Below are 23,932 nucleotides of genomic sequence, written 5' to 3' on the forward strand. Positions count from 1 at the left end.
AAATGAACGCAACGATGCGTAGAGTCGTGATCGGCGCCACGGCGGTTTCGCTGGCGCTCTCCGTGGCCGCCTGCGGCAAGGCCGGCGACGACGACTCGGACAGCGGCAGCACCAGCGGCTCGGACAGCAAGTCCATCGGTCTGCTCCTGCCCGACACTGTCACCGCGCGCTACGAGAAGTTCGACAAGCCGTACTTCGAGGCCAAGGTCAAGGAGCTGTGCTCCGACTGCGACGTCCAGTACGCGAACGCGGCGGCCGACCCCACCAAGCAGGCCCAGCAGATGAGCACCATGGTGACCAAGGGCGTGAAGGTCATCGTGGTCTCCGCCCAGGACTCCGCCGCGATCAAGTCCTCCATCCAGTCCGCTGTGGACAAGGGCGTCAAGGTCGTCGCCTACGACCGTCTCGCCCAGGGCCCGGTCTCGGCGTACGTCTCCTTCGACAACGTCAAGGTGGGTGAGCTCCAGGGCCAGGCCCTGCTCGACGCGCTCGGCGACAAGGCGACCACCAAGTCCAAGGTCGTCATGATCAACGGCGACGACGCCGACCCGAACGCCGGCCAGTTCAAGGAAGGCGCGCACAAGGTCCTCGACGGCAAGGTCGACATCGCCTACGAGCAGTCCGGCCTGTGGAAGGACACCGTCGCCGCCCAGAAGATGTCCGCGGCGATCACGCAGCTGGGCGCCAAGAACATCGCGGGCGTCTACGCCGCCAACGACGGTATGGCCGGTGGTATCGCCAACACCCTCAAGGGCGCGAAGATCAGCAACATCCCCCTGACGGGTCAGGACGCCGAGCTCGCGGCCATCCAGCGGATCGTCGCCGGCACGCAGTCCGCCACGGTCTACAAGGCCTACAAGCCCGAGGCCGACACCGCCGCCGAGCTCGCGGTCAACCTGCTGGAGGGCAAGGACATCAAGTCCCTGGCCGACACCGAGGTGACCAGCGGTTCCGGTGACAAGGTGCCCGCGAAGCTGCTGACGCCGGTGTCCGTCACCAAGGAGAACATCGCGGACACGGTCGTCAAGGACAAGCTCTTCACCGTCGCCGACATCTGCACCGCCGAGTACGCCGAGGCGTGCAAGAAGGCCGGTCTCGAGTAAGCACTCGAGCCCCGCATAGCCTGTCCGGCGCCCGCCCCACCTTCAGACCCCGCTTCCGGGGCGGGCGCCGGACGGAACCGTTGCCCGCGCAACGGATTCACGCATGTTCATCTTGTAAGCCTCGTGCGGCGGTCTCCCGGCTCTCGCCTTCGGGCCTCGCCTCGGGTCCGCGCACAATCCTCCGCGCCTGGTTCCCAGCGCGGCATCCCCGCCGGTCAGGCGGCGAAGGAGATGGTTCACGTGTCCGCTACGCCCGTGCTGGCGTTGCGCGGAGTCTCCAAGCGATTCGGTGCGGTGCAGGCACTCACCGACGTCGATCTGGAGGTCCACGCCGGAGAAGTGGTCGCCCTGGTGGGCGACAACGGCGCAGGTAAGTCCACCCTGGTCAAGACGATCGCGGGTGTCCACCCCATCGATGACGGCGTCATCGAGTGGCAGGGCAACCCGGTCAAGATCAACAAGCCGCACGACGCCCAGGGCCTCGGCGTCGCGACCGTCTACCAGGACCTCGCGCTCTGCGACAACCTCGACGTCGTGGGCAACCTCTACCTCGGCCGCGAGCTGCTGCACCGGGGCGTCATCGACGAGGTGACGATGGAGCAGAAGGCCCGCGAGCTGCTGTCCACGCTCTCCATCCGCATCCCGAGCGTGCGCATCCCGATCGCCAGCCTCTCCGGCGGTCAGCGCCAGGTCGTCGCCATCGCCCGCGCCCTGATCGGCGACCCCAAGGTCGTCATCCTCGACGAGCCCACCGCCGCGCTCGGCATCGAGCAGACCGCGCAGGTCCTCGACCTGGTCGAGCGGCTGCGCGAGCGTGACCTCGGCGTCATCCTCATCAGCCACAACATGGCCGACGTCAAGGCGGTCGCGGACACCGTCGCCGTACTGCGCCTGGGCAAGAACAACGGCTCCTTCTCCGTGAAGGACACCAGCCACGAAGAGATCATCGCCGCCATCACGGGCGCCACGGACAACGCCGTGACCCGTCGTGCGGGGCGTCGCACCCCGGAGGCGGCAAAGTGAGCGACACGTCCAAGACCGTGAAGAGCGACACCAAGAAGGCCGAGAAGGCCGAGGGCGTCGTGGAGGGCCAGACCACCGTCGCCCCCGCCGACGACCCCACGGCCGCCCCGGTGTCCGTCGTCGACCCGCGGCTGCTGGTCCGTGAAGAGGGCCTCAAGGGTTACGTCACCGAGTTCAAGCGCAAGGTCAAGGGCGGTGAGCTGGGCTCGCTGCCGGTCTTCATCGGCCTGATCGTCATCTGGACGATCTTCCAGCTGCAGAACGACCGATTCCTCAGCGCCGACAACCTCTCGAACATCAGCTACTTCCTGTCGGCCACCGGCATGCTCGCCATCGGCCTCGTGTTCGTCCTGCTGCTCGGCGAGATCGATCTGTCGGTGGGCTCGGTCAGCGGTCTGTCCTCCACCGTGTTCGCCGTGTTCGTGGTGAACCAGGGCATGAACGCCTGGCTGTCGCTGGTACTGGCGATCCTCACCGGCCTCGGCATCGGCGCGCTGCACGGCTGGTTCTTCGCCAGGATCGGCGTACCGGCGTTCGTCGTCACCCTGGCCGGTTTCCTCGGCTGGAACGGTCTGATGCTGTGGCTGCTGGGCGACAGCGGCACGATCAACATCCCGTCCGACGCGGGTCCGGTCCATCTGCTCGGCCAGAGCTCGTTCTTCATGGACCAGGCCATCATCGGCGCGTACATTCTGGCCGGCCTCGCTGTCGTGCTGACCGCCGTCGGCAACTTCAACGAGCAGCGCCGCCGCCGGGCCGCGGGGGTGCCGTTCCGGCCGACCAGCGAGATCCTGCTGCGCGTCGGCGCGCTCGGCGTCGCGTCCTTCGTCGCCGCCGCCGTGCTCAACGACTCGGCCGGTGTCTCCAACGCGCTGGTGATCTTCCTGGCGGCGCTGGTGATCGTGGACTTCGTGCTGCGCCGTACGACCTACGGCCGCAAGGTGTTCGCGGTCGGTGGCGGCATCGAGGCCGCCCGCCGCGCCGGTATCAACGTGCCGATGATCCGGATCACCGTGTTCGCCATCTCCGGTGGGTTCGCGGCGGTCGGCGGCATGTTCTTCGCCGGTCAGACCGCGAGTGCGACGCTGTCCGCCGGTGGCGGTAACACGCTGATGCTCGCGATCGCCGCGGCGGTCATCGGCGGTACGAGTCTCTTCGGTGGGCGTGGATCTGTGTGGTCGGCGCTGCTGGGTATGTTGGTGATTCAGTCGATTCAGACGGGTCTTGACCTGCTGAACATGAACACGTCGATTCAGTACATGATCACGGGTGCGGTGCTGTTGGGCGCCGTGGTCATCGACTCCGTCTCCCGTAAGAGCCAGAAGGCGGCGGGGCGCGCGTAACCACCGTTGGGGCGCGGGTTGTTCTGCGAGTGCCGGTCGTTTGTGGCCGGTCGCGCAGTTCCCCGCGCCCCTTTTGGTGTGCCCGGGAGTTGGCTGTGAACGCGGAAGATTAGACTTCGACGAGCCCGGAAACGCTCGAAACGCACTACTGCAAGGAGGCACGGGTGCCGCTGCTGACCCGCATCAGGGGACCGCGCGATCTGGACCGGCTCAGCCTGGAGCAGCTGGATGAGCTCGCGGAGGAGATCCGGACCTTCCTCGTGGAGGCGGTGTCCAAGACCGGCGGTCACCTCGGACCGAACCTCGGCGTGGTCGAACTCACCATCGCGCTGCACCGCGTCTTCGATTCACCGAAGGACAAGGTGCTGTGGGACACGGGCCACCAGTCCTATGTGCACAAGCTGCTCACCGGCCGTCAGGACTTCTCCAGGCTGAAGATGAAGGGCGGCCTGTCTGGCTACCCCTCGCAGGCCGAGTCCGAGCACGACGTCATCGAGAACAGCCACGCGTCGACGGTCCTCGGCTGGGCCGACGGGCTCGCGAAGGCCAACCAGGTGCTCAAACGCGACGACCATGTGGTCGCCGTGATCGGTGACGGCGCGCTGACCGGCGGTATGGCCTGGGAGGCGCTCAACAACATCGCCGAGGCCAAGGACCGCCCGCTGGTCATCGTGGTCAACGACAACGAGAGGTCGTACGCCCCGACCATCGGCGGCCTCGCCAACCACCTCGCGACGCTGCGGACCACCGACGGGTACGAGCGGTTCCTCGCCCGCACCAGGGACATCCTCGACCGCACCCCGGTCGTCGGCAAGCCGCTCTTCGACACCCTGCACGGCGCCAAGAAGGGGCTGAAGGACTTCATCGCCCCGCAGGGCATGTTCGAGGACCTGGGGCTCAAGTACGTCGGGCCGATCGACGGGCACGACATCGAGGCCCTGGAGTCCGCGCTGTCCCGCGCCAAGCGGTTCGGCGGACCGGTCATCGTGCACTGCCTCACCGAGAAGGGCCGCGGCTACCAGCCCGCCCTCCAGGACGAGGCGGACCGCTTCCACGGCATCGGTCCCATTCACCCCGACACAGGCCTGCCGATCAAGGCTTCGGGCGCCGACTGGACCTCCGTCTTCGGTGACGAGATGGTCCGGCTCGGCCATGAGCGCGAGGACATCGTGGGGATCACGGCGGCGATGCTGCAGCCGGTCGGCCTGAAGAAGTTCGCGGACACCTTCCCGGACCGGATCTACGACGTCGGCATCGCCGAGCAGCACGGCGCCGTGAGCGCGGCAGGGCTCGCCACGGGCGGCCTGCATCCGGTGTTCGCGGTGTATGCGACATTCCTCAATCGTGCCTTCGACCAGGTCCTCATGGATGTCGCCCTCCACAAGTGCGGTGTGACTTTCGTACTGGACCGGGCCGGTGTCACCGGCACCGACGGTGCCTCGCACAACGGCATGTGGGACATGTCGATCCTCCAGGTCGTGCCGGGCCTCCGGCTCGCCGCGCCGCGCGACGCCGACCAGGTGCGCGCCCAGCTCCGCGAGGCCGTCGAGGTCACGGACGCGCCGACCGTGGTCCGCTTCTCCAAGGGCGCCGTCGGCCCCGCCGTACCCGCCGTGGGCCGGATCGGCGGCATGGACGTGCTGCGGGATCCCGGCACCGACACCCCGGACGTGCTCCTCGTCTCCGTGGGTGCCCTCGCGCCGATGTGCCTGGAGATCGCCGACCTGCTCGACAAGCAGGGCATCACCACCACCGTCGTCGACCCGCGCTGGGTCAAGCCCGTCGACGAGCACATGGCGCCGCTCGCCGACAAGCACCGCGTGGTCGTCACCGTGGAGGACAACTCCCGGGTCGGCGGCGTCGGTTCGGCGATCGCGCAGGCGCTGCGCGACGCGGGCGTCGACATCCCGCTGCGTGACTTCGGCATCCCGCCGCGCTTCCTCGACCACGCCTCCCGCGCCGAGGTCCTGGCCGAGATCGGGCTCACCGCCCCCGACATCGCCCGTCAGGTCACCGGGCTCGTCTCCAGGATTGACGGCCGGTTCGGCGACACCGAGGTCGAGGCGGAGCCGGCGCGCGACTGACGTAGTGGATGCGCGACTGACGTACGCAGCCGTGACTGACGTACGAAGTCGAGTCCGACTGGGCCGGTTTCACCATCCTTTGCGGTGGTGAAACCGGCCCATCCGCGTGAAACTGCTCGCGCCGGGGCAAACGCTCCCCCAGTCTCGGCTTCGCTCGACCGGGGGGACCCCCATCGCCCCCTCTCGATCATGTCGAGGACGACAAGCGTGGGAGGTACGCCCGTGAGCAGCACACTCTTCCGGACGAAGAAGGTCGAGCAGTCCATCCTCGATACCGAGGAGCCGGAGCACGCGCTCAAGAAATCCTTGTCCGCGCTCGATCTGACGGTCTTCGGCGTCGGTGTCATCATCGGCACCGGCATCTTCGTTCTCACCGGCACGGTCGCCAAGAACAACGCCGGCCCGTCCGTCGCCCTCGCCTTCGGCGTGGCCGGGGTCGTCTGCGCCCTCGCCGCCCTGTGCTACGCCGAGTTCGCGTCCACGGTCCCGGTCGCCGGGTCCGCGTACACCTTCTCGTACGCCTCGCTCGGTGAGCTGCCAGCCTGGATCATCGGCTGGGACCTGGTGCTGGAGTTCGCGCTGGGGACGGCGGTGGTGGCGGTCGGCTGGTCCGGCTATATCCATTCGCTGATGGACAACGCGGGCTGGGACATGCCGGCGGCGCTCGGTACCAGGGAAGGGACCGGCGACTTCGGCTTCGACATTCTCGCCGCCGCGCTCGTTCTCGTCCTCACCGGCATCCTCGTGCTCGGCACGAAGCTCTCCGCGCGCGTCACCTCGCTCGTCGTCGCCATCAAGGTGACGGTCGTGCTCACCGTGATCATCGCGGGTGCCTTCTTCATCAAGGGCGACAACTACGACCCGTTCATCCCGAAGGCACAGGAGGTACCGGCGGGCGAGAGTCTCCAGTCCCCGCTCATCCAGCTGATCTTCGGGTGGGCGCCCTCCAACTTCGGGGTGATGGGCATCTTCACCGCCGCCTCCGTCGTCTTCTTCGCCTTCATCGGCTTCGACGTCGTCGCCACGGCCGCCGAGGAGACCAGGAACCCGCAGCGCGACATGCCCCGCGGCATCCTCGGCTCCCTGTTCATCTGCACCGCGCTGTACGTGGCTGTATCGATCGTCGTGACCGGTATGCAGCACTACACCGAGCTGTCCGTGAGCGCGCCGCTCGCCGACGCGTTCAAGGCCACCGGCCATCCCTGGTTCGCGGGCTTCATCAGCTTCGGCGCCGCCGTCGGCCTGACGACGGTCTGCATGATCCTGCTGCTCGGCCAGACCCGCGTCTTCTTCGCGATGAGCCGCGACGGACTGCTGCCGCGCTTCTTCTCCCATGTCCACCCGAGGTTCAAGACCCCGCACCGGCCGACCATTCTGCTCGGCGTGGTCATCGCGGTCCTCGCGGGCTTCACTCCGCTGAGCGAACTCGCCGCTCTGGTGAACATCGGCACCCTGTTCGCCTTCGTGGTCGTCGCGATCGGCGTGATCATCCTCCGCCGCACCCGCCCCGATCTGCACCGTGCGTTCCGCACCCCGTGGGTGCCGGTCATTCCGGTCCTGTCGGTGCTCGCCTCGCTGTGGCTGATGCTCAACCTGCCCGCCGAGACCTGGCTGCGCTTCGCCGGCTGGATGGCCGCCGGCTTCGTCGTCTACTTCCTCTACGGCTATTCGCACAGCCGCCTGGGACGCCACGAGGAGACCACGGTGGGCGAGGTCCTGAGGCCGCCGAAACGCGACGAACAGTAGTCAACCTCCGACCGGCCGCTTGACTCTCCGGCCCCGTATGTCCCACTTCAGGTGGTGATGCGGGGCCGGATAGCGTGCCGCTCATGCTCGTTACGCACCTCGTCCCGTCACGCTCCGCACCTGGACGGCCGGGGTCCGACTACTGGAGACGGCTGCTTCCGGTGCTCGCCGCGCTGGCCTGCGTCACCCGGATCCCGTCCTTCGTCCCGCCGCTGTGGAACCCCGACGAGGGCTATCTCGCCGTACAGGCACGGCTGTTGGCGGACGGCGGAGAGTTGTACGAGACGGTCGTGGACCGCAAGCCGCCGCTGGTGCCGTGGCTGTACGCGGCGTCGTTCGCGGTGTTCGGTGACGACTCGCTGACCCCGGTACGGGTGCTCGCGACCGGCGCGCAGCTGGTGACCGCCGTCCTGCTGGCCTCGCTGGCCCGCCGCCGCTGGGGGAACCGGGCGGGCCGTACGGCGGGCGTCCTGTATCTGCTGACGTCCATCGGGCTCAACCCCGAGGACGCCCAGGCCGCGCTCTTCGAGGTCTTCATACTGCCCTTCACGGCCTGCGCGATGTGGTGCGCGGACCGGCGCCGCTGGGGTGCGGCGGGCGCGGCGGTCGGCTGCGCGTTCCTGGCCAAGCAGACGGGCGGGGCGGTGCTGGTGCCGGCGCTCTGGCTGCTGTACCGGTCGGGTGCGCCGCGAAGTGACCTGCTACGGCTGGGCGTTGGCGCCGCTGTGCCGGTCCTGGGCGCGGCGGTGCTCACCGACCCCGCCGGGTTCCTGTTCTGGACGGTGACCGGATCCGGCGCGTACGTCTCCTTCGCCGGATCCGAACTCCACGTTCTGGCAAGGGGGTTGGTCAACGCCGCGATCCTGGGCGTGGTGTGTGCGGGGCTGATCCCGCCGGTGGTACGGCTACTGCGGACCGCCCCCCGCACCGGCTCGGTGGACCTGTGGCTGTGGCTCGGCTCGTCGGCGCCGGCGGTGGCCCTCGGCTTCCACTTCTTCGGCCACTACTACCTGCAACTCGTCCCGCCTGTCGTCCTGTTGGGGACCGCGGCCCTGCGAACCCTGCCGGGCGAGACACAGACGAGAGCTCTTCTCGTCTCCGCCTGCACCTGTGTGCTCTTCCTGGCCTGGGGCCTGCTGGCACCCCGCCCCGACCTCGCCCACGCACACCGCCTCGCGGCCGAGGTCGCCCGCCGCACGGCACCCGCCGACCGGGTCCTGGTCTGGGGCATGCACCCGGAGACGTACTGGCTCGCCGACCGCACCCCGGCCACCCGCTACCTGACCGCCGGCCTGCTCACCAACTACAGCGGAGGGCGCGACGGACCGCGGGTGGGGGAGCGGTACGGGGTGGCGGGGGCCTGGGAGGTCTTCCGGGAGGAGCTGGCGACCAGACCGCCGGCCCTGATCGTCGACGACTCCCGCGCCAAGCCGTACGCCCCGGAACGGATGCCGTCGCTGAGGCGGATCCTGGCCGACGGGTACGAGGAGGCCGGGAGACTGGACGGAGCGGTGCTGTACGCCCGTACGGGCGAGGGGGCGCTCAGGATGGACCGGCGTACGGGCGAAGGGGTCGGACAGGATTGACTGGGGCACGGGCGGCGGGGTTGGTCACGCTGGACGCGTGCCGGTGCCGTGGCGCGAGCACGCACAGCCGCCCGGTCTCCAGATGGAACGCCGTCGCGTCGGGCCGCCCGGACAGCGGATACGGGACGACCGTGACGTCGTACTCCCGCCCTTGGAGCCGGTTCGCCGTACCGACGGCGATCCGGTCTGCGGTCAACGGCACGGGCTCCTCCGGCGTACCGGCCCGAACGGGCGGTCAGGACTGACCGCGTACCGTACGCGGACCTGCTACCTCCGCGCCCAGCTCCTCGACCCTGCGCCGCAGTTCACGGTCGGCGGTGACGACGAGGCAGGGGCGGTGGTGGCCTTCCCCGGCGACCAGTTCGACGATGCGGTCGTCGCCGCTGTGGGGCGCCGGGTCCACGCGTACACCCGGTACGGGCTCCACGCCGCGCGCCGCGCCCTCGACGACGAGCACGATCTCGACGGGGTCGGGCCGGCCCGGGATGCCCTCCCGGGCGAGCCGGTCGCGCAGGCGTTCCGCCGCGCCGCGCCGGTCGCGCCACCAGCCGTCGGGGACGGACCCGATGACGTTGGCGGCGTCGATGATCACGAGTGTCGTCATGGGTCCCTATTGTCCTCCCTGTTGCAGGAGGTGAACCTACGAACCGGACGAAGTGCCGCCCGGGGCCGGGGACTTCTTCGCGGACTCGGGGATCTCCTCGTCGGTGCGGATCGCCTTCCACAACTGGGTCGCCTGCGGCTCGGCGGCGACGACGCGGTTGGGGTCGGTCCTGTCGTAGGCGACCGGGAGCATGATCGTCTCCATGGTCGACGGGTCGACGCCGTTCATGCTGCGGGCGAAGTCGGCCAGCGCGGTGAGGGAGTCGAGTTCGGAGTCCGTGGTGAGGGACTCGGTGAGCGAGTCGGCGACCGAGTACGCCTTGGTGGGGCTGCCGAACAGGTCCTGCTTCTTGATCTCGGAGAGCAGGGCGATCATGAACTGCTGCTGGAGGCCGATGCGGCCGAGGTCGCTGCCGTCGCCGACGCCGTGCCGGGTGCGGACGAAGGCGAGGGACTGGGTGCCGTCCAGCTTGTGGGTGCCCGCCTCCAGGTCGAGGCCGCTGGACTTGTCCTGGATGTCCTCGTCGATCGTGACCGTGACGCCGCCTATCGCGTCGACGAGCCCCTTGAAACCGGCGAAGTCGATCTCCACGAAGTGGTCCATGCGGACCCCGGACATCTGTTCCACGGTCTTCACGACACAGGCCGGACCGGCGAGTGAGTAGACCGAGTTGAACATCACACGCTTCGCGGAGGCGAGCGTGGAGCCGTCCGACTTGGTGCACTCGGGGCGGGTCACGAGGGTGTCGCGGGGGATGCTGACCGCGACGGCCTCGGTGCGGCCCTCGGGTATGTGCATCACCAGCGCGGTGTCGGAGCGGGCGCCGGAGACGTTGCCCGTGCCGAGGTCGGCGTTCTTCCCGGAGCGCGAGTCCGAGCCCAGGACCAGGATGTTCTGTCCGGAGGTGGGCAGCTTCTGGGGGCGGTCGTCGCCGATCGCCTTGTCGAGGTCGACGCCGTCGATGTTGCCGTTGAGGTCGCTGTAGAGCCAGTAGCCGGTGCCGCCGGCCGCGAGGACGAGGACCAGCAGGCTCAGCAGCACGATCCGGCCGGTGCGGCGGCGCCCCCCGGCCCGCCCTCCGGCCCGCTTCGGCTTGCGTCTGCGGCTGCCCCGGCCCGCCGACGGCTCGCTCTCGCTGCGGCGCTGGGGCGTCGAGACATCGCTCATCGGTACCTGAGTCCTCGTTTGTCGTGGCCCCGAGGGGCGGTGATGAACGGCGTGGGGACTCGGGTGGGGGGGAGGTGCCGGTCCGTGTACGGCCAAACTGACCCTGCACTATAGACCGACATTCGACCACAGACGGCCGAAGTGTGATCTAAGCGTGATCTATTAGTGAACTTGGGCGAAAGAAATAGTATGCAGCCATGACTTGGTTGATCACAGGCGGTGCGGGGTTCATCGGGGCGCATGTCGTGCCCGCAATGCTGGACGCGGGCGAGCGGGTCGCGGTGTACGACGACCTGTCCGCCGGCGACGCCGGCCGCGTCCCGGGAGACGTGCCCCGCGTGAAGGGTTCCGTGCTGGACGGCGAACTGCTCCGCCGTAGCCTCGCCGACCTGGGGATCGAGGGCGTGGTCCACCTCGCCGCGAAGAAGCAGGTCGCCGAGTCGGTCGCACGGCCGCTGGACTACTACCGCGAGAACGTCCAGGGCCTCGCCACCCTCCTCGAAGCGGCCGCCGACACCGGCGTACGCAACTTCCTCTTCTCCTCCTCGGCCGCCGTGTACGGCATGCCCGACGTGAATCTGGTGACCGAGGACACGCCCTGCGCACCGATCAACCCCTACGGCGAGACCAAGCTGGCGGGCGAGTGGTTGGTGCGCGCCGCCGGTCGCGCACACGGCATGCGGACCGCCTCGCTGCGCTACTTCAACGTGGCGGGCGCCGCCGACGAACTCCTCGCGGACACCGGGGTCTTCAACCTGATCCCGATGGTGTTCGAGAAGCTCACCGAGGGCGCCGCGCCGGTGATCTTCGGCGACGACTACGACACCCCGGACGGCACCTGCGTACGGGACTTCATCCACGTCGAGGACATCGCCTCCGCCCACCTGGCCGCCGCCCGCGCTCTCCCCGGCCGTGAGCCCGGCAGCGATCTGACGGTCAACATCGGTCGCGGCGAGGGCATTTCCGTACGCGAGATGATCGAACTGATCGGCGAGGTCACCGGCTACGGCCCGGCCGCGGCCCCGGTGACCGCCCCCCGCAGGCCCGGCGACCCGGCCCGCGTGGTCGCCGCCGCGGACCGCATCCGCGAGGAACTCGGCTGGTCGGCCCGGCACGACGTCCGCGCGATGGTGACGTCGGCGTGGGCGGGGTGGTGTGCGCGGCATCCGGAGGCGCGGAACCCCGCGGCACACCGTGCGGCGGAGGGCGTCGGCTGATGGCGAGATCCAGGTCTGCCATGCGCGGACAGGCGCCGGGCGCGAGCGCACGGCCCGTGACCGGCGGTGTGTCGGGTCCCGCTGCCGAAGCCGTCCTCGACGGCCGCTGGCTGCTGCTCGGTAAGGATGGCCGCCTCACCGCCTACGCGAGGGCCGAAGGCGGTCTGCTGCGCTGGACCGAGACCCGGCCCGGCGGACCCGGCTGGCAGGGCCCGGACTTCTTCGCGGCGCCCGGCATCACCGACATCTCCGTGGCCCAGGGCGAGAACGGGTACGTCCACTTCCTGGGCCGCAGGGTCAGGGGCAAGCAGCCGGGCGCCCCCGCGGAGATCGTGCACGCCATCCAGTACCAGTCCGGGCGGCCTCTCACGGAGTGGGCGAGCGTCGGCAGCCCGTACAAGGACGCGGAGCGTGCCGGGCTCATCGGCCCTCCCGTGGGTGCCGTGAGCGCGTCCGGCACGGTGTACGTCTTCATCCGCAACGCCGGAGGCGGCGTGACCATGCGGCGTGAGAGCGAGCGCGGCGGCTGGCTGCCGTGGACGGACATCCGGGGCAACAAGGCGCAGGACGGGCTCGCCGTGACGGCGTTGCGGTCCGGCAGGCTCGAACTGCTCACTCCCGGTGAAGGCCCCGCCATGCACTGGTGCCAGACACAGGGCGACGGCGAGGTGGAGCGCAGGCCCAACATCCACATCGCCCCCGCCGCGGACAGTGCCGTCGTACTGGAGACGGGCCCGGACCGGGCCACCTTCTACTGGACGGACCTCGCCACGGGCACCGTTCAGGCCCACCGGCCCGGCGGCTGGGTGATCCCGATGGGCGGCAGTCCGGCACCCGGCCGCCTCGCCGCCGTACGGAGCATGATCGACGGGTACGACTGCACGGTCCTCGCCCACCGGGACCTGGACGGCAGCGTGATGCTCGCCGCCAGTGGCACGGAGAACGAGCAGGCGGGCGTGTGGTGGTCCCCCACGGGGGAGACGAGCCCCCATCAGCCCGTGCTCGCGCACGACGGCCTGGGGCGGCTGGTGCTCGCCGTGCTGGACGAGCGCGGTGACCTGCGCGTCGCACGGCAGGGTCCAGGCCCCGGGCTGGTCATGGAGCCCGCGGGGACGGTCTGAGAACCTTCCGGGTTCAGTTGCCTCGTTATGACAAGTGTCACAGCGACATATGTTAAATCATTAACTATCCCTTTTGTCGGTCGAGTTGGGCTCGGCCATGTCAAGGGTGGATATGGACATCATGTGGCCATTGATGTGAAGATCTTGTGCCGCATAACAACCTTTGGTGATCTCAGCCGGTCAAACGTCTGAATTCCGAGGGTCGTGCAGCCATCCATCGGGTCGACGGGGGATCGCACCTTGGCGGCCGTCGGGCGCGTGTGTCGAGCACGCCGTGGACAACGGTGTCCCATGCCCGGTCGTCGGTGGTGGCCTCTTTCTTTGTCTTGGATGGTGTGGAACTTCGGTGGTGAGCCTCAACAACCCCGAGGCCAGCGCGCTGGTGTCTACGTACCGATCGCTGGTGCCCGTGGGCGCCCGTCGACGCATCGTGCGTCGCGTCCCGCGGCCGCTGCGCAACGCGGCCATGCGCACGCTGGCCTCGGCGGACTCCCTGCGCACCGCCGTCGTCACCCGTGCCCTCGGCGGCAGCACCTCGTCCGCCCGGCACAGCCCGGACGCCTTCCAGCGCATCGTCCGGCACGGCGGCAAGCACGTCCGGGCCACTGTCGTCGGCGGCGCCACCGAGTGGGCGGCCCGCGCCCGCAACCTGCACATCCTCGTCGCCGTGCTCGAAGAGGCGGAGATCAACTACTTCTGTGTCCGGGGAACCTCCCGGGCCGTGCCCTGTGTCGCGGTTCCCGCGGACCAGCGCGAGGACGCCGAGGAGATCCTGCAGATCGCCTTCGGCCGCAACCCCGGCTATGTCTCCGACGGCTCCGGCGAACAGCGCGACGGCGCCTCGGCCAAGACCTGGCGCAGGATGCGCTCCACGCAGGTGCTGCGGGTGGCATGGAACGTCTGCGACCCCACCGGACGTCTCGTCTTCGGCCAGGACTCCGGCTGCGACCTCGAGTTCTGGGCCCGCGAGGGCCACGAACTGGTCGCGCCACGCCCCAACAGCGTCATGACCCACGCCCCCGTGCGCACCGAGCGCCGGCGGATGGAACAGAAGCTGTTCAGCCCCGTGCCCTCGCTGTACCACACCGGACACGCCCGCTCACTGCCCGAGTTCGGGGTCCCGCTGCCCGACGACCACCTCTTCCCGATCGACGTCGTGTACACGTGGGTGGACGACTCCGACCCGGTGTGGAAGGCGAGCAAGGACGCGGCCCAGCGGGTCCTGACCGGCGAGCCCGGCGACGGCGGTCTGCACGAGCAGGCGGCGAACGACGCGCGCTACACCAGCCGCGACGAGCTGCGCTATTCGCTGCGGTCGATCCACCAGTACGCCCCGTGGGTGCACAACATCTACCTGGTCACCGCCGGTCAGGTACCGAGCTGGCTCAACGCCGAGTACCCGGGGCTGCGGGTCGTGGACCACCGGGAGATCTTCGCCGACCCCGCCGCCCTGCCCACGTTCAACTCGCACGCCATCGAGAGCCAACTGCACCGCATCCAGGGCCTGTCGGAGCACTTCCTCTACCTCAACGACGACGTGTTCTTCGGCCGTCCCGTACGGCCCGGCCAGTTCTTCCACCCCAATGGCCTGACCAAGTTCTTCATGTCCAAGGCGCTGATCCCCGCCGGGCAGGTCAGCCACCAGGACCTGCCGGTGAACGCGGCGGGCAAGAACAGCCGCGGCCTCATCGCCCAGCAGTTCGGCACCTTCATCGCGCAGAAGATGAAGCACACGCCGCACGCCCTCAGGCGCGAGGTGCTCCAGGAGATCGAGTACACCTATCCGCACGAGCACTTCAGGACACAGCACTCGAAGTTCCGCTCACCGCAGGACGTCCCGATCGCCTCGTCGCTGCACCACTACCACGCGTACCACACGGCCCGCGCCACGGTCGGCGACCTGCGGTACGTCTACATCGACATCGGCGACATCAAGGCCCAGCAGCGGCTGAACCGGCTCGTCGCGCGGCGGGACTTCGACACCTTCTGCATCAACGACACGGTGGTGCCGGCGGACCGCGACGCCCAGGAACGCATGGTCCGAGCCTTCCTGGAGGCCTACTTCCCGGTGCCGAGCCCCTACGAGCTGCCCGTCGACCGGGAGACGCGGTACCGGCGTCCGCCTGCGGAATTCGAGGGCAGCGGACGATGATCTCCAGAGCGACGCGCGCGGCCCGCCGACTCCGCGCGGGCGCCGGCCGCAGGGTGCGCCGGCCCTTCAAGGCCCTGGCCTCCTGGATGCTGCTGCGGATCTTCCTGCCGCGCCGCACCCGGGTGGGCCGCCTCCACTACGCGGCCGTCCTCGACGGACAGACCGTCAACCTCCACGCGGAGCTGCCCGACTCGCTGCCCCTGCCCGAGCACGCCGAGATCGAACTCACCAGGGGCCGCGAACGCCACACGTGCCCCGCCCGGGTCTACGAGGACACGCAGGGCCGCCTGCTGTGCGACGCCGCAGTCCTGCTCGGCGACGGGCTCGGCGGGCTGCCCGTCCGGGACGGCCACTGGAAGGTGCGCCTGCGGACCCGGACCGGGCCCCGCTCCCGCAAGCTGGCCCTGCTGCTGGTCGAACTGCCCGAGCCGTACGCGGGACCCACCATGCCGCACACGGTCTCCCCGATCACCGGCCAGAGCCATCGGCTGACCCGGTCCGTCACCGGCAGCCTGAGGATCGTCACCACCACGCCCCGCCCGCTGGCCGAAGTGGTCCGGGTCGACCTGTCGCACACCGGCCTGGTCGTCGACTTCCGGCTGGTCGGCGCCTCGACGAACGACCTCCAGGTGGAGTTCGCCGCGAGCGGCCGCCGCCTCACCCGGCCCGTCACGCCCCTGCCGGACGACAGCTGGCGGGTGCATGTGCCGCTGGCGGAGATGCCGCCGGACCGGCGCGACGTCCTGCACTGGGACGTGACCGCCCGCCTCGCCTCGGGACAGGCCCTGCGCATCGGACGCCACGTCCACGACGTCCGCAATCCGCAGCGCGTCTTCGGCATCGCCGCGCTGACCGTGGCCCCGCCCGGCGCGGCCCCGTTGATCGTCCACCCCCGTTACACCCCTGCCGGCAACTTCCGGGTCACCTGCAGCCGTATGCCCGAGTCCGGGCGGAGAACCTGATGAAGATCACTTTCCTGCTCACCACCGCGGACGCCGTAGGCGGGACCGAGCGGGCGGTCTTCAACCAGGCCGCCGAGCTGGCGGCCCACCACGACGTGCGGGTGCTGAGCGTCTTCAAAAGCCAACCGCAGCTGTTCTTCACGGTGGACGACCGGGTACGCGTCGACTACCTCGTCGACGTGACCGGGCAGGTGCCGCGCCCCCTGCGCCCGTCCCGCCTCTCCGACGCCGAGCTGACCGCCCTCGCGGCACTGCCGAGCGACCTGGTCGACCGGGCCTGGGAGGTCGCGTTCAACCGGCTCTCCGACAGCGAGCTGGCGCTGGCCCTGCAGGACACCGACACGGATGTGCTCATCACGACGACCCCGGCCCTGATGGCCCTCGTCGTGCAGCTGGCCCCGGCCGACGTGATCACCGTGCACCAGGAGCACCGGGTGTCGGAGCTGCGCGGCAGCAGTGGGGAGCCGTTGCTGCGGTACGCCCCCCGCCTGGACGCCCTCGCCGTGCTGAGCGAGCGCACGGGGGAGTGGTTCGCGGAGACCTTCGGCGCCGCCGCACCCCGGATCGAGGTCATCCCCAACGCGCTGCCCACCGGCTTCCGCCCCAGGTCGACCCTCCAGACCCGGACCGTCGTCACCGCCGGACGCCTCGTCGGCGAGAAGCAGCTCAACCAGGCCATCGACGCCTGGGCGCTCATAGCCCCGTACCACCCGACGTGGACCCTGCGCATCTTCGGCGACGGCCCGCTCAGCGGGGCGCTGCGCCGCCAGATCAACCAGCTCGGCCTGCACGACTCGATCCAGCTCAACGGCAACTCCCCGCACCTCGCGGAGGAGTGGGCCAAGGCCAGCATCGCCCTGATGACCTCGAAGAACGAGGCGTTCCCTCTGGTCCTGATGGAGGCCCAGGCGGCCGGCGTACCCGTCCTGTCGTACGACTGCCCCAACGGCCCCCGCGAGATCATCCTCGACGGGCAGACCGGCATCCTCGTACCGCCCGGCGACGTCGAGGCGCTCGCCCAGCGGCTCAACCAGCTGATGTCCGACGACGCGCTCCGCCACCACCTGGGCGCGAACGCGGCGGAGGCGATCCACCGCTTCGACCCGCCGCTGGTCACCGCCCGCTGGGAGAAGCTCTTCCAGGAACTGGCCGACTTCCGCGACCGGGGCGACCGGGCCGCGGCGAAGGCCGACCGGCAGTCCCTGCACGCCGTGTTCAGCGGCCCCGACGGCGCCGCCACCCCGGCCGCCCCGGCACCGGCGAGCCAGTCCCGCTCCGGCGACCAGCGGGGGCTGGAGCAGTCCCTGGCCAAGCGCCACCCGCACCTGGTGCGCGACGGCGGGCAGCTCTGCCTGGTGACGGAGACCGAGTCGCCGTACGAGACCGTGCAGGCGAACCTGGCGCTGGCCGCCGACGCACTCGAAGCGGCGGGCATCCCCTACCTCGTCGTACGCGACACGATGGTCCGGCACACGGTCGCCGTCCACGAGTCGTTCCGCGAGCAGGTCCTCAAGGAACTCGCCGGGCGGTACCGGGACCAGGCGGTCTACACGGCCCTCCTCAACGACCGCCAGGAGACCAGCTCGACGGTCCTCGCCGGCCTCGCCGAACAGGCCGCCGACCAGCCCTGCTCCGGCGTACGCGTCTACCGCCCGGTGGTGTCGGTGTCCCGCACCCTGCGCCTGGGCGCGGTCTACGGCTGCACGATCTCCTTCTGGAAGAACGACATCGAGGACGCCGAAGCCCTCCTCGCGCCGACCCGCACCCTCATCGGCACCCGCATCGCCCAGCGCTCGCTGGGCCGCGCGAGCACGGTCCTCGGCGGCCGCACCTATCCCACCGTGGCGCCCTTCACCCAGCCCCTGCACAACGACGTGACGTTCCCCGTCGACGCCGTCTACACCTGGGTCGACGGCTCCGACCTGGCGTGGCTGGAGCGCAAGAACCAGGTACTGGCCTACCTGGGCCTGGAGACCGTCGACGCGGCGGCCAGCGCGGCCCGCTTCCGCAGCCGTGACGAACTGCGCTACTCGCTCCGCTCGATCGACATGTACGCGCCGTGGATCCGCAACATCTACATCGTCACCGACCGCCAGGTCCCCGCCTGGCTCGACACCAACCACCACCGGGTCCGGGTCGTCGACCACAGCGAGATCTTCACCGACCCACGCAACCTGCCGACGTTCAACTCGCACGCCATCGAGAGCCAGCTCCACCACATCGACGGCCTCGCCGAGCACTTCCTCTACTTCAACGACGACTTCTTCATGGGCCGCACGGTCCAGCCGAGCCTCTTCTTCCAGGGCAACGGGCAGGCCAAGCACTTCCTGTCGCCCACCTCGGTCCCGATGGTGCCGCCGCTGGAGACCGACGACTTCAACATCAGCGCCGCGAAGAACAACCGGGCCCTGATCGCCGGCGCCTTCGGCCAGCTCATCACGCACGCGTTCCTGCACGCCCCGTACCCACTGCGCCGCAGCGTCATGGCCGACCTCGAACAGGCCTTCCCCCAGCAGGTCATGGGGACGGCCGCCAGCCGGCTGCGCAGCCACAGCGACGTCTCGATCGCCTCGTCCCTGCACCACTACTACGCCTTCCACACGGGGCGCGGTGTGCCCGGATCGATCTCCTGCGGATTCGTCAACGTCGGCCTGAAGGAACACCGCTCGCGGCTGAGCCGGCTCCTCACGGCGCGGCCCAACGACGTGTTCTGCCTCAACGACTTCCACGACGGAGACGTCTCCGAGGACGAACAGGACGCCATCCTCGCGGCGTTCCTGCCCAGTTACTTCCCGATCGCGAGCCAGTTCGAGTACGGCTCTCCCCGGAACCAGCGTTATCACAGCGGCCGCCAGCCCGAGTGGCCGCTGTGACCGGGCCGCCCGCACGACTCACGGAGAGAGCATGAGCAAGGTCTGCATCGTCGGGAACTCCGTCGCGGCTCCGCGCACCCCGGAGGAAGCACCGCTCGCCGGGTGGGGCCAGTACCTCCAGGAGTTCCTGACCCCGTACCACGAGGTGCGCAACTACGCCCGTGACGCCATGACGGCCCGCGGCTACTTCACCGAGCGCTTCGTATCGCTGCTCAACCTGATCGAGCCCGGCGACCTCGTGCTGTTCAACTGGGGTCTGGTCGAACAGCGCGTCGACAACCCGCAGCGCTACCACGGGCCGCGCGAGTTCAAGGAGTTCCTGCACCTGTACGTGCAGGGCGTGCGCGGCGAGGGCGCGACACCCGTCCTGGTCACCCAGACCGCCCGGTGCTCCTTCCTTCCCACCGGCCATGTCATGGACACCGGCGACGGCTACCCCCAGCTCGTCCGCGAGGTGGCCGCCGAGACGGGCACACCCCTGATCGACCTCCACGAACTCACCCTGCGACTGGTCCAGGACCTCGGCCCGCAGTACGCCCGCCGCTACTTCCGCTGGCTGGACCCGGGGGAGCACCCCAACCTCCCTGAGGGCGTCATCGACGCCTCCCACTTCAACGAGGTGGGTGCACGCGAGGTGGCCCGGCTGGTCGCCGGGGCACTGGCGGGTGCGACGGGGATACCGCAGGGGTTCATCGACCCGCAGTCCTTGGCCGTCGGGCCGGAGTTCCCGCCCCCGTTGGACGAGTTCACCGTCGACAAGCCCGAGTTCGCCCTCCACGAGGAGTTCCGGGTCGGCGCCGCCCCCGGGTTCAAGGCCCCCGCCTCCGGGGCGATCGTCGGCGCCATGCAGAAGTTCACGGGCACGGTCGCGCCCGGCACGACGTACGTGCTCTTCTTCGAGAACGGTATGTACCTGGGCGGCACCCGGGTGAGCGACAGCGGCACCTGGGCCTGGCGCCGGGTGCTCAACTGGCCCGGCGGACCGCACCTCGTGCACGCCGTCGGCTTCACCGAGCAGGGCGTGACCCCCGTCGCCGAGCTGGCCTTCACGGTCAGGGACTGGGTGGAGCCACCGGTCGTCACCGGCCCCCGCGAAGGCGCGTGGACCGGGCCCCGGCCGCGCTTTTCGGGCACGGTCGAGCCGGGCGTCTCCAAGGTGGCGGTGCTGGAGAACGGACGGATGATCGCCATCGCTCCGGTCGAGAAGGACGGCACCTGGAAGGTGACCCATCCCCACGACTGGAGGCCCGGCACGCACGTCCTGGAGTTCGTGGCCGTCTTCAGCGCGATCCACTCCGCGCCCGCGCAGCACACCATCCGGGTCCACGGCATCCCCGAGGACAACTGGATCAGCCGCTCGGCCCTGGCCTCCCGCGAGCCGTGCTCGGACAAGTGCGACCACCTGCCGTTCGGGGGCCGTTGGTAGACCCCATCAGACGCATGAAAGAGGGCCTCCGCCGAAGCGGAGGCCCTCTTCAGGTCTGTACGGCCCGTACGACCATTACGCGGGAACCGAAGCCACGCCCGGCTCCAGGAACTTCTTGCCGTTCACCCGCTCGCTGACGCCCTCGCGGTCCAGGTACGGCGTGATGCCGCCCAGGTGGAAGGGCCAGCCGGCGCCGGTGATCAGGCAGAGGTCGATGTCCTGCGCCTCGGCGACGACGCCTTCGTCGAGCATGAGCCTGATCTCCTGGGCGACGGCGTCGAGGACGCGGGCCCGTACCTGCTCCTCGGTCAGGACGACATCGCCCTGCTTGAGGAGCGCGGCGACCTCGGGGTCCAGCTCCGGCTTGAAGCCGTTCTCTGCGGAGTAGACGTAGAAGCCGCGCTTGCCGGCCTCGACGACGGCCTTGAGGTTGGGGGAGACCTTGAAGCGGTCCGGGAAGGCGCCGTTGAGGGTCTCGGAGACGTGCAGACCGATGGCGGGGCCGACCAGCTCAAGGAGGACCAGCGGCGACATCGGCAGACCCAGCGGCTCGACCGCCTTCTCCGCCACGTCGACCGGCGTGCCCTCGTCGATGACGTTCTGGATCTCGCCCATGAAGCGGGTGAGGATGCGGTTCACGACGAACGCCGGGGCGTCCTTCACCAGGACCGCGGTCTTCTTCAGCTTCTTGGCGACGGCGAAGGCCGTGGCGAGAGAAGCATCATCCGTCGCCTCGCCGCGGACGATCTCAAGCAGCGGCAGGATCGCGACCGGGTTGAAGAAGTGGAAGCCCACGACCCGCTCGGGGTTCTTCAGCTTCGACGCCATCTCGGTCACCGAGAGGGACGAGGTGTTGGTGGCGAGGATCGCGTGCGCCGGGGCTACCGCCTCGACCTCCGCGAACACCTGCTGCTTGACGCCGATCTCCTCGAACACGGCCTCGATGACGAAGTCCGCGTCCGCGAAGCCCTCGGCCTTGTCCAGGACACCCGTGACCAGGGCCTTCAGGCGGTTGGCCTTGTCCTGGTTGATACGGCCCTTGCCGAGCAGCTTGTCGATCTCGGCGTGGACGTAGCCCACACCCTTGTCGACGCGCTCCTGGTCGATGTCGGTCAGCACGACCGGCACCTCAAGACGGCGCAGGAAGAGCAGAGCCAGCTGCGAGGCCATCAGGCCCGCGCCGACCACGCCCACCTTGGTGACCGGACGCGCCAGGTTCTTGTCCGGCGCACCCGCCGGGCGCTTGCCGCGCTTCTGCACCAGGTTGAAGGCGTAGATGCCGGCGCGCAGCTCGCCCCCCATGATCAGGTCGGCGAGGGCCACGTCCTCGGCGTCGTAGCCCTGCTGGAGGTCGCCGTTCTTCGCGGCGGCGATGATGTCCAGCGCGCGGTACGCGGCCGGGGCCGCCCCGTGCACCTTGCCGTCCGCGATGAACCGGCCGCGCGCGACGGCCTGGTCCCAGGCCTCGCCGCGGTCGATGACCGGACGCTCGACCTCGACGTCACCCTTGAGGACGTTCGCCGTCCAGATCAGCGACTGCTCCAGGAAGTCCGCGCCCTCGAAGATCGCGTCCGCGATGCCGAGCTCGAAGACCTGCTGACCCCCCAGCTGCTTGTTCTGGTTGAGCGAGTTCTCGACGATGACCGTGACGGCCTTGTCGGCGCCGATCAGGTTCGGCAGCAGCGTGCAGCCGCCCCAGCCGGGGACCAGACCGAGGAAGACCTCGGGCAGGGAGAAGGCGGGCAGCGCCTTCGACACGGTCCGGTAGGAGCAGTGCAGACCGACCTCGACACCGCCGCCCATCGCGGCACCGTTGTAGTACGCGAAGGTCGGGACCGCGAGGGCGGCCAACCGCTTGAAGACCTCGTGGCCGCCCTTGCCGATGGCCAGCGCGTGCTCGTGCTCCTTGAGCAGCTCGACGCCCTTGAGGTCGGCGCCGACGGCGAAGATGAACGGCTTGCCGGTGACACCGACACCGACGATCTCGCCGGCCGCGGCCTCCTGCTCGACCTGGTCGATGGCGGTGTTCAGGTTCGCCAGCGACGCCGGGCCGAAGGTGGTCGGCTTGGTGTGGTCGAAGCCGTTGTCCAGCGTGATCAGGGCGAAGCGCCCGGCGCCGTACGGCAGGTCGAGGTGGCGTACGTGCGCGGACGTCACGACCTCGTCGGGGAACAGCTCGGCCGCGCCCTTCAGGAGTTCAGCGGTGGTGCTCACTTGTTGCCTCCGTCGAAGTGCGGGTTCTCCCAGATGACCGTCGCGCCCATGCCGAAGCCGACGCACATGGTGGTCAGGCCGTAGCGGACGTGCGGCTGCTCCTCGAACTGACGGGCCAGCTGCGTCATCAGCCGGACACCGGAGGAGGCCAGCGGGTGGCCGAAGGCGATGGCGCCGCCGTACTGGTTGACGCGCGCGTCGTCGTCGGCGATGCCATAGTGCTCCAGGAAGGCCAGGACCTGGACGGCGAAGGCCTCGTTGATCTCGAAGAGGTTGATGTCCTCGATCGACAGGCCGGCTTTGGCGAGGGCCTTCTCCGTCGCCGGGATGGGCCCGTATCCCATGACCTCCGGCTCGACGCCCGCGAAGGCGTACGACACGAGGCGCATCTTGACCGGCAGGTCGTTCTCGCGGGCGAAGTCCTCGCTCGCGATGATCGACGCGGTGGCACCGTCGTTCAGACCGGCCGCGTTACCGGCGGTGACCCGCCCGTGCACACGGAACGGAGTCTTGAGCCCGGAGAGGTTCTCCAGGGTGGTCCCCGGCCGCATCGGCTCGTCGGCGGTGACCAGACCCCACCCGGTCTCACCGGCCGACCCCGCGGCGGAGCCGCTATCGACTGCAGCGGTGCGGCGCACCGAGATCGGCACCAGGTCCTGCTGGATCTTGCCGTTGGCGTACGCCTTGGCGGCCTTCTCCTGCGAGCGCACGGCGTACTCGTCGGCGCGCCGCTTGGTGATCGTCGGGTAGCGGTCGTGCAGGTTCTCGGCGGTCATGCCCATGAAAAGGGCCGACTCGTCGACCAGCTTCTCGCTCACGAACCGCGGGTTCGGGTCCACGCCCTCGCCCATCGGGTGGCGGCCCATGTGCTCGACACCACCGGCGATGACGGCGTCGTAGGCGCCGAAGGCGATGGAACCGGCGGTGGTGGTAACGGCGGTCAGCGCACCGGCACACATACGGTCGATCGAGTAACCGGGCACCGACTGCGGCAGCCCGGCCAGGATGCCGGCCGTACGACCGAGGGTGAGCCCCTGGTCACCGATCTGCGTGGTCGCGGCGATGGCGACCTCGTCCACCTTCTTCGGGTCGAGACCGGGGTTGCGGCGCAGCAGCTCCCGGATCGCCTTCACGACGAGGTCGTCGGCGCGGGTCTCGTGGTAGATGCCCTTCGGGCCCGCCTTGCCGAACGGGGTGCGGACGCCGTCGACGAAGACGACGTCCCTGACGGTACGAGGCACGATGGCTCTCCTCCAGGGGGTGCGGGATCTGCACGATGCGCTGAGCGCGCGCTCAGCCCCATGCTACTTG

Annotated in this window: 16 protein-coding genes and 1 pseudogene; 12 read left to right on the top strand and 5 right to left on the bottom strand. The window is 69.6% G+C overall.

Going from position 1 to position 23,932, the window contains the following annotated elements; all coding sequences use genetic code 11:
* The first annotated feature begins 14 nt into the window (after positions 1-14).
* The 6 genes from F3T56_RS36085 (at position 15) to F3T56_RS36110 (ending at position 8,885) form a co-directional block, all read left to right on the top strand.
* Positions 15-1,103, top strand: a complete 1,089-nt coding sequence (locus F3T56_RS36085; RefSeq protein WP_149829571.1) for a sugar ABC transporter substrate-binding protein — start codon at positions 15-17, stop codon at positions 1,101-1,103.
* Between the two features lie 231 nt (positions 1,104-1,334).
* Positions 1,335-2,126, top strand: coding sequence for an ATP-binding cassette domain-containing protein (locus tag F3T56_RS36090; RefSeq protein ID WP_149829572.1), 792 nt, complete (start codon positions 1,335-1,337; stop codon positions 2,124-2,126).
* On the top strand, positions 2,123-3,469 hold the full coding sequence (locus tag F3T56_RS36095) for a sugar ABC transporter permease (RefSeq protein WP_149829574.1): 1,347 nt from the start codon (positions 2,123-2,125) through the stop codon (positions 3,467-3,469). The genes F3T56_RS36090 and F3T56_RS36095 overlap by 4 nt, the downstream gene beginning before the upstream one ends.
* Before the next feature lie 164 nt (positions 3,470-3,633).
* Entirely contained in the window at positions 3,634-5,553 is a 1,920-nt protein-coding gene (gene dxs / locus F3T56_RS36100) for a 1-deoxy-D-xylulose-5-phosphate synthase (protein ID WP_149829575.1), read from the top strand.
* A 222-nt stretch (positions 5,554-5,775) separates the two neighbouring features.
* The gene (locus tag F3T56_RS36105) at positions 5,776-7,299 is read left to right on the top strand and encodes an amino acid permease (RefSeq protein ID WP_149829577.1); all 1,524 of its coding nucleotides are present in this window, start codon (positions 5,776-5,778) and stop codon (positions 7,297-7,299) included.
* An 83-nt stretch (positions 7,300-7,382) separates the two neighbouring features.
* On the top strand, positions 7,383-8,885 hold the full coding sequence (locus tag F3T56_RS36110) for a glycosyltransferase family 39 protein (RefSeq protein WP_149829578.1): 1,503 nt from the start codon (positions 7,383-7,385) through the stop codon (positions 8,883-8,885).
* A gap of 25 nt (positions 8,886-8,910) precedes the next feature.
* Here F3T56_RS36110 and F3T56_RS36115 read toward each other — a convergent pair.
* The 3 genes and pseudogenes from F3T56_RS36115 to F3T56_RS36125 all read right to left on the bottom strand — a co-directional run.
* Positions 8,911-9,096 (bottom strand): annotated as a pseudogene (locus tag F3T56_RS36115) (helicase); the annotation flags it as partial.
* A 24-nt stretch (positions 9,097-9,120) separates the two neighbouring features.
* Positions 9,121-9,489: an NYN domain-containing protein gene (locus F3T56_RS36120; protein WP_149829579.1), complete on the bottom strand. Its 369-nt coding sequence runs from the start codon at positions 9,487-9,489 to the stop codon at positions 9,121-9,123.
* A gap of 36 nt (positions 9,490-9,525) precedes the next feature.
* On the bottom strand, positions 9,526-10,656 hold the full coding sequence (locus F3T56_RS36125) for an LCP family protein (protein WP_149829581.1): 1,131 nt from the start codon (positions 10,654-10,656) through the stop codon (positions 9,526-9,528).
* Positions 10,657-10,853: 197 nt separating this feature from the next.
* Here F3T56_RS36125 and galE point away from each other — a divergent pair, with 197 nt between their 5' ends.
* From galE to F3T56_RS36155, 6 genes are all read left to right on the top strand, one after another.
* The gene (galE, locus tag F3T56_RS36130; RefSeq protein ID WP_149829583.1) at positions 10,854-11,873 is read left to right on the top strand and encodes a UDP-glucose 4-epimerase GalE; all 1,020 of its coding nucleotides are present in this window, start codon (positions 10,854-10,856) and stop codon (positions 11,871-11,873) included.
* Between the two features lie 20 nt (positions 11,874-11,893).
* Positions 11,894-12,994 carry a PLL family lectin gene (locus tag F3T56_RS36135; protein WP_246204247.1) on the top strand — a complete coding sequence of 367 codons (1,101 nt, stop codon included), beginning with the start codon at positions 11,894-11,896 and terminating at the stop codon, positions 12,992-12,994.
* A gap of 346 nt (positions 12,995-13,340) precedes the next feature.
* Entirely contained in the window at positions 13,341-15,146 is a 1,806-nt protein-coding gene (locus tag F3T56_RS36140; RefSeq protein ID WP_172639300.1) for a stealth family protein, read from the top strand.
* On the top strand, positions 15,143-16,108 hold the full coding sequence (locus tag F3T56_RS36145; protein ID WP_246204248.1) for a hypothetical protein: 966 nt from the start codon (positions 15,143-15,145) through the stop codon (positions 16,106-16,108). The genes F3T56_RS36140 and F3T56_RS36145 overlap by 4 nt, the downstream gene beginning before the upstream one ends.
* On the top strand, positions 16,108-18,981 hold the full coding sequence (locus F3T56_RS36150) for a stealth conserved region 3 domain-containing protein (RefSeq protein ID WP_149829585.1): 2,874 nt from the start codon (positions 16,108-16,110) through the stop codon (positions 18,979-18,981). The genes F3T56_RS36145 and F3T56_RS36150 overlap by 1 nt, the downstream gene beginning before the upstream one ends.
* A gap of 31 nt (positions 18,982-19,012) precedes the next feature.
* Positions 19,013-20,407 carry a hypothetical protein gene (locus F3T56_RS36155; RefSeq protein ID WP_149829586.1) on the top strand — a complete coding sequence of 465 codons (1,395 nt, stop codon included), beginning with the start codon at positions 19,013-19,015 and terminating at the stop codon, positions 20,405-20,407.
* 75 nt (positions 20,408-20,482) lie between these two features.
* On the opposite strand, the gene F3T56_RS36160 is transcribed toward F3T56_RS36155, so the two are convergent.
* Both F3T56_RS36160 and F3T56_RS36165 read right to left on the bottom strand, forming a co-directional pair.
* Positions 20,483-22,621 (bottom strand): 3-hydroxyacyl-CoA dehydrogenase NAD-binding domain-containing protein, encoded by a 2,139-nt coding sequence (locus tag F3T56_RS36160; protein ID WP_149829587.1) that lies wholly within the window; start codon positions 22,619-22,621, stop codon positions 20,483-20,485.
* Positions 22,618-23,862 (bottom strand): thiolase family protein, encoded by a 1,245-nt coding sequence (locus tag F3T56_RS36165; protein WP_149829588.1) that lies wholly within the window; start codon positions 23,860-23,862, stop codon positions 22,618-22,620. Before F3T56_RS36165 ends, F3T56_RS36160 begins: the two co-directional genes overlap by 4 nt.
* Positions 23,863-23,932 lie beyond the last annotated feature (70 nt).

The organism is Streptomyces tailanensis (assembly GCF_008386495.1).
Lineage (GTDB): Bacteria > Actinomycetota > Actinomycetes > Streptomycetales > Streptomycetaceae > Streptomyces > Streptomyces tailanensis.

Bases quoted from the DNA above. Each gene is read 5' to 3' on its own strand.
- F3T56_RS36120 (WP_149829579.1), bottom strand. From the start codon at position 9,489: ATGACGACACTCGTGATCATCGACGCCGCCAACGTCATCGGGTCCGTC.
- F3T56_RS36145 (WP_246204248.1), top strand. From the start codon at position 15,143: ATGATCTCCAGAGCGACGCGCGCGGCCCGCCGACTCCGCGCGGGCGCC.
- F3T56_RS36090 (WP_149829572.1), top strand. From the start codon at position 1,335: ATGGTTCACGTGTCCGCTACGCCCGTGCTGGCGTTGCGCGGAGTCTCC.
- F3T56_RS36125 (WP_149829581.1), bottom strand. From the start codon at position 10,656: ATGAGCGATGTCTCGACGCCCCAGCGCCGCAGCGAGAGCGAGCCGTCG.
- F3T56_RS36155 (WP_149829586.1), top strand. From the start codon at position 19,013: ATGAGCAAGGTCTGCATCGTCGGGAACTCCGTCGCGGCTCCGCGCACC.
- F3T56_RS36150 (WP_149829585.1), top strand. From the start codon at position 16,108: ATGAAGATCACTTTCCTGCTCACCACCGCGGACGCCGTAGGCGGGACC.
- F3T56_RS36085 (WP_149829571.1), top strand. From the start codon at position 15: ATGCGTAGAGTCGTGATCGGCGCCACGGCGGTTTCGCTGGCGCTCTCC.
- F3T56_RS36135 (WP_246204247.1), top strand. From the start codon at position 11,894: ATGCGCGGACAGGCGCCGGGCGCGAGCGCACGGCCCGTGACCGGCGGT.
- F3T56_RS36110 (WP_149829578.1), top strand. From the start codon at position 7,383: ATGCTCGTTACGCACCTCGTCCCGTCACGCTCCGCACCTGGACGGCCG.
- galE (WP_149829583.1), top strand. From the start codon at position 10,854: ATGACTTGGTTGATCACAGGCGGTGCGGGGTTCATCGGGGCGCATGTC.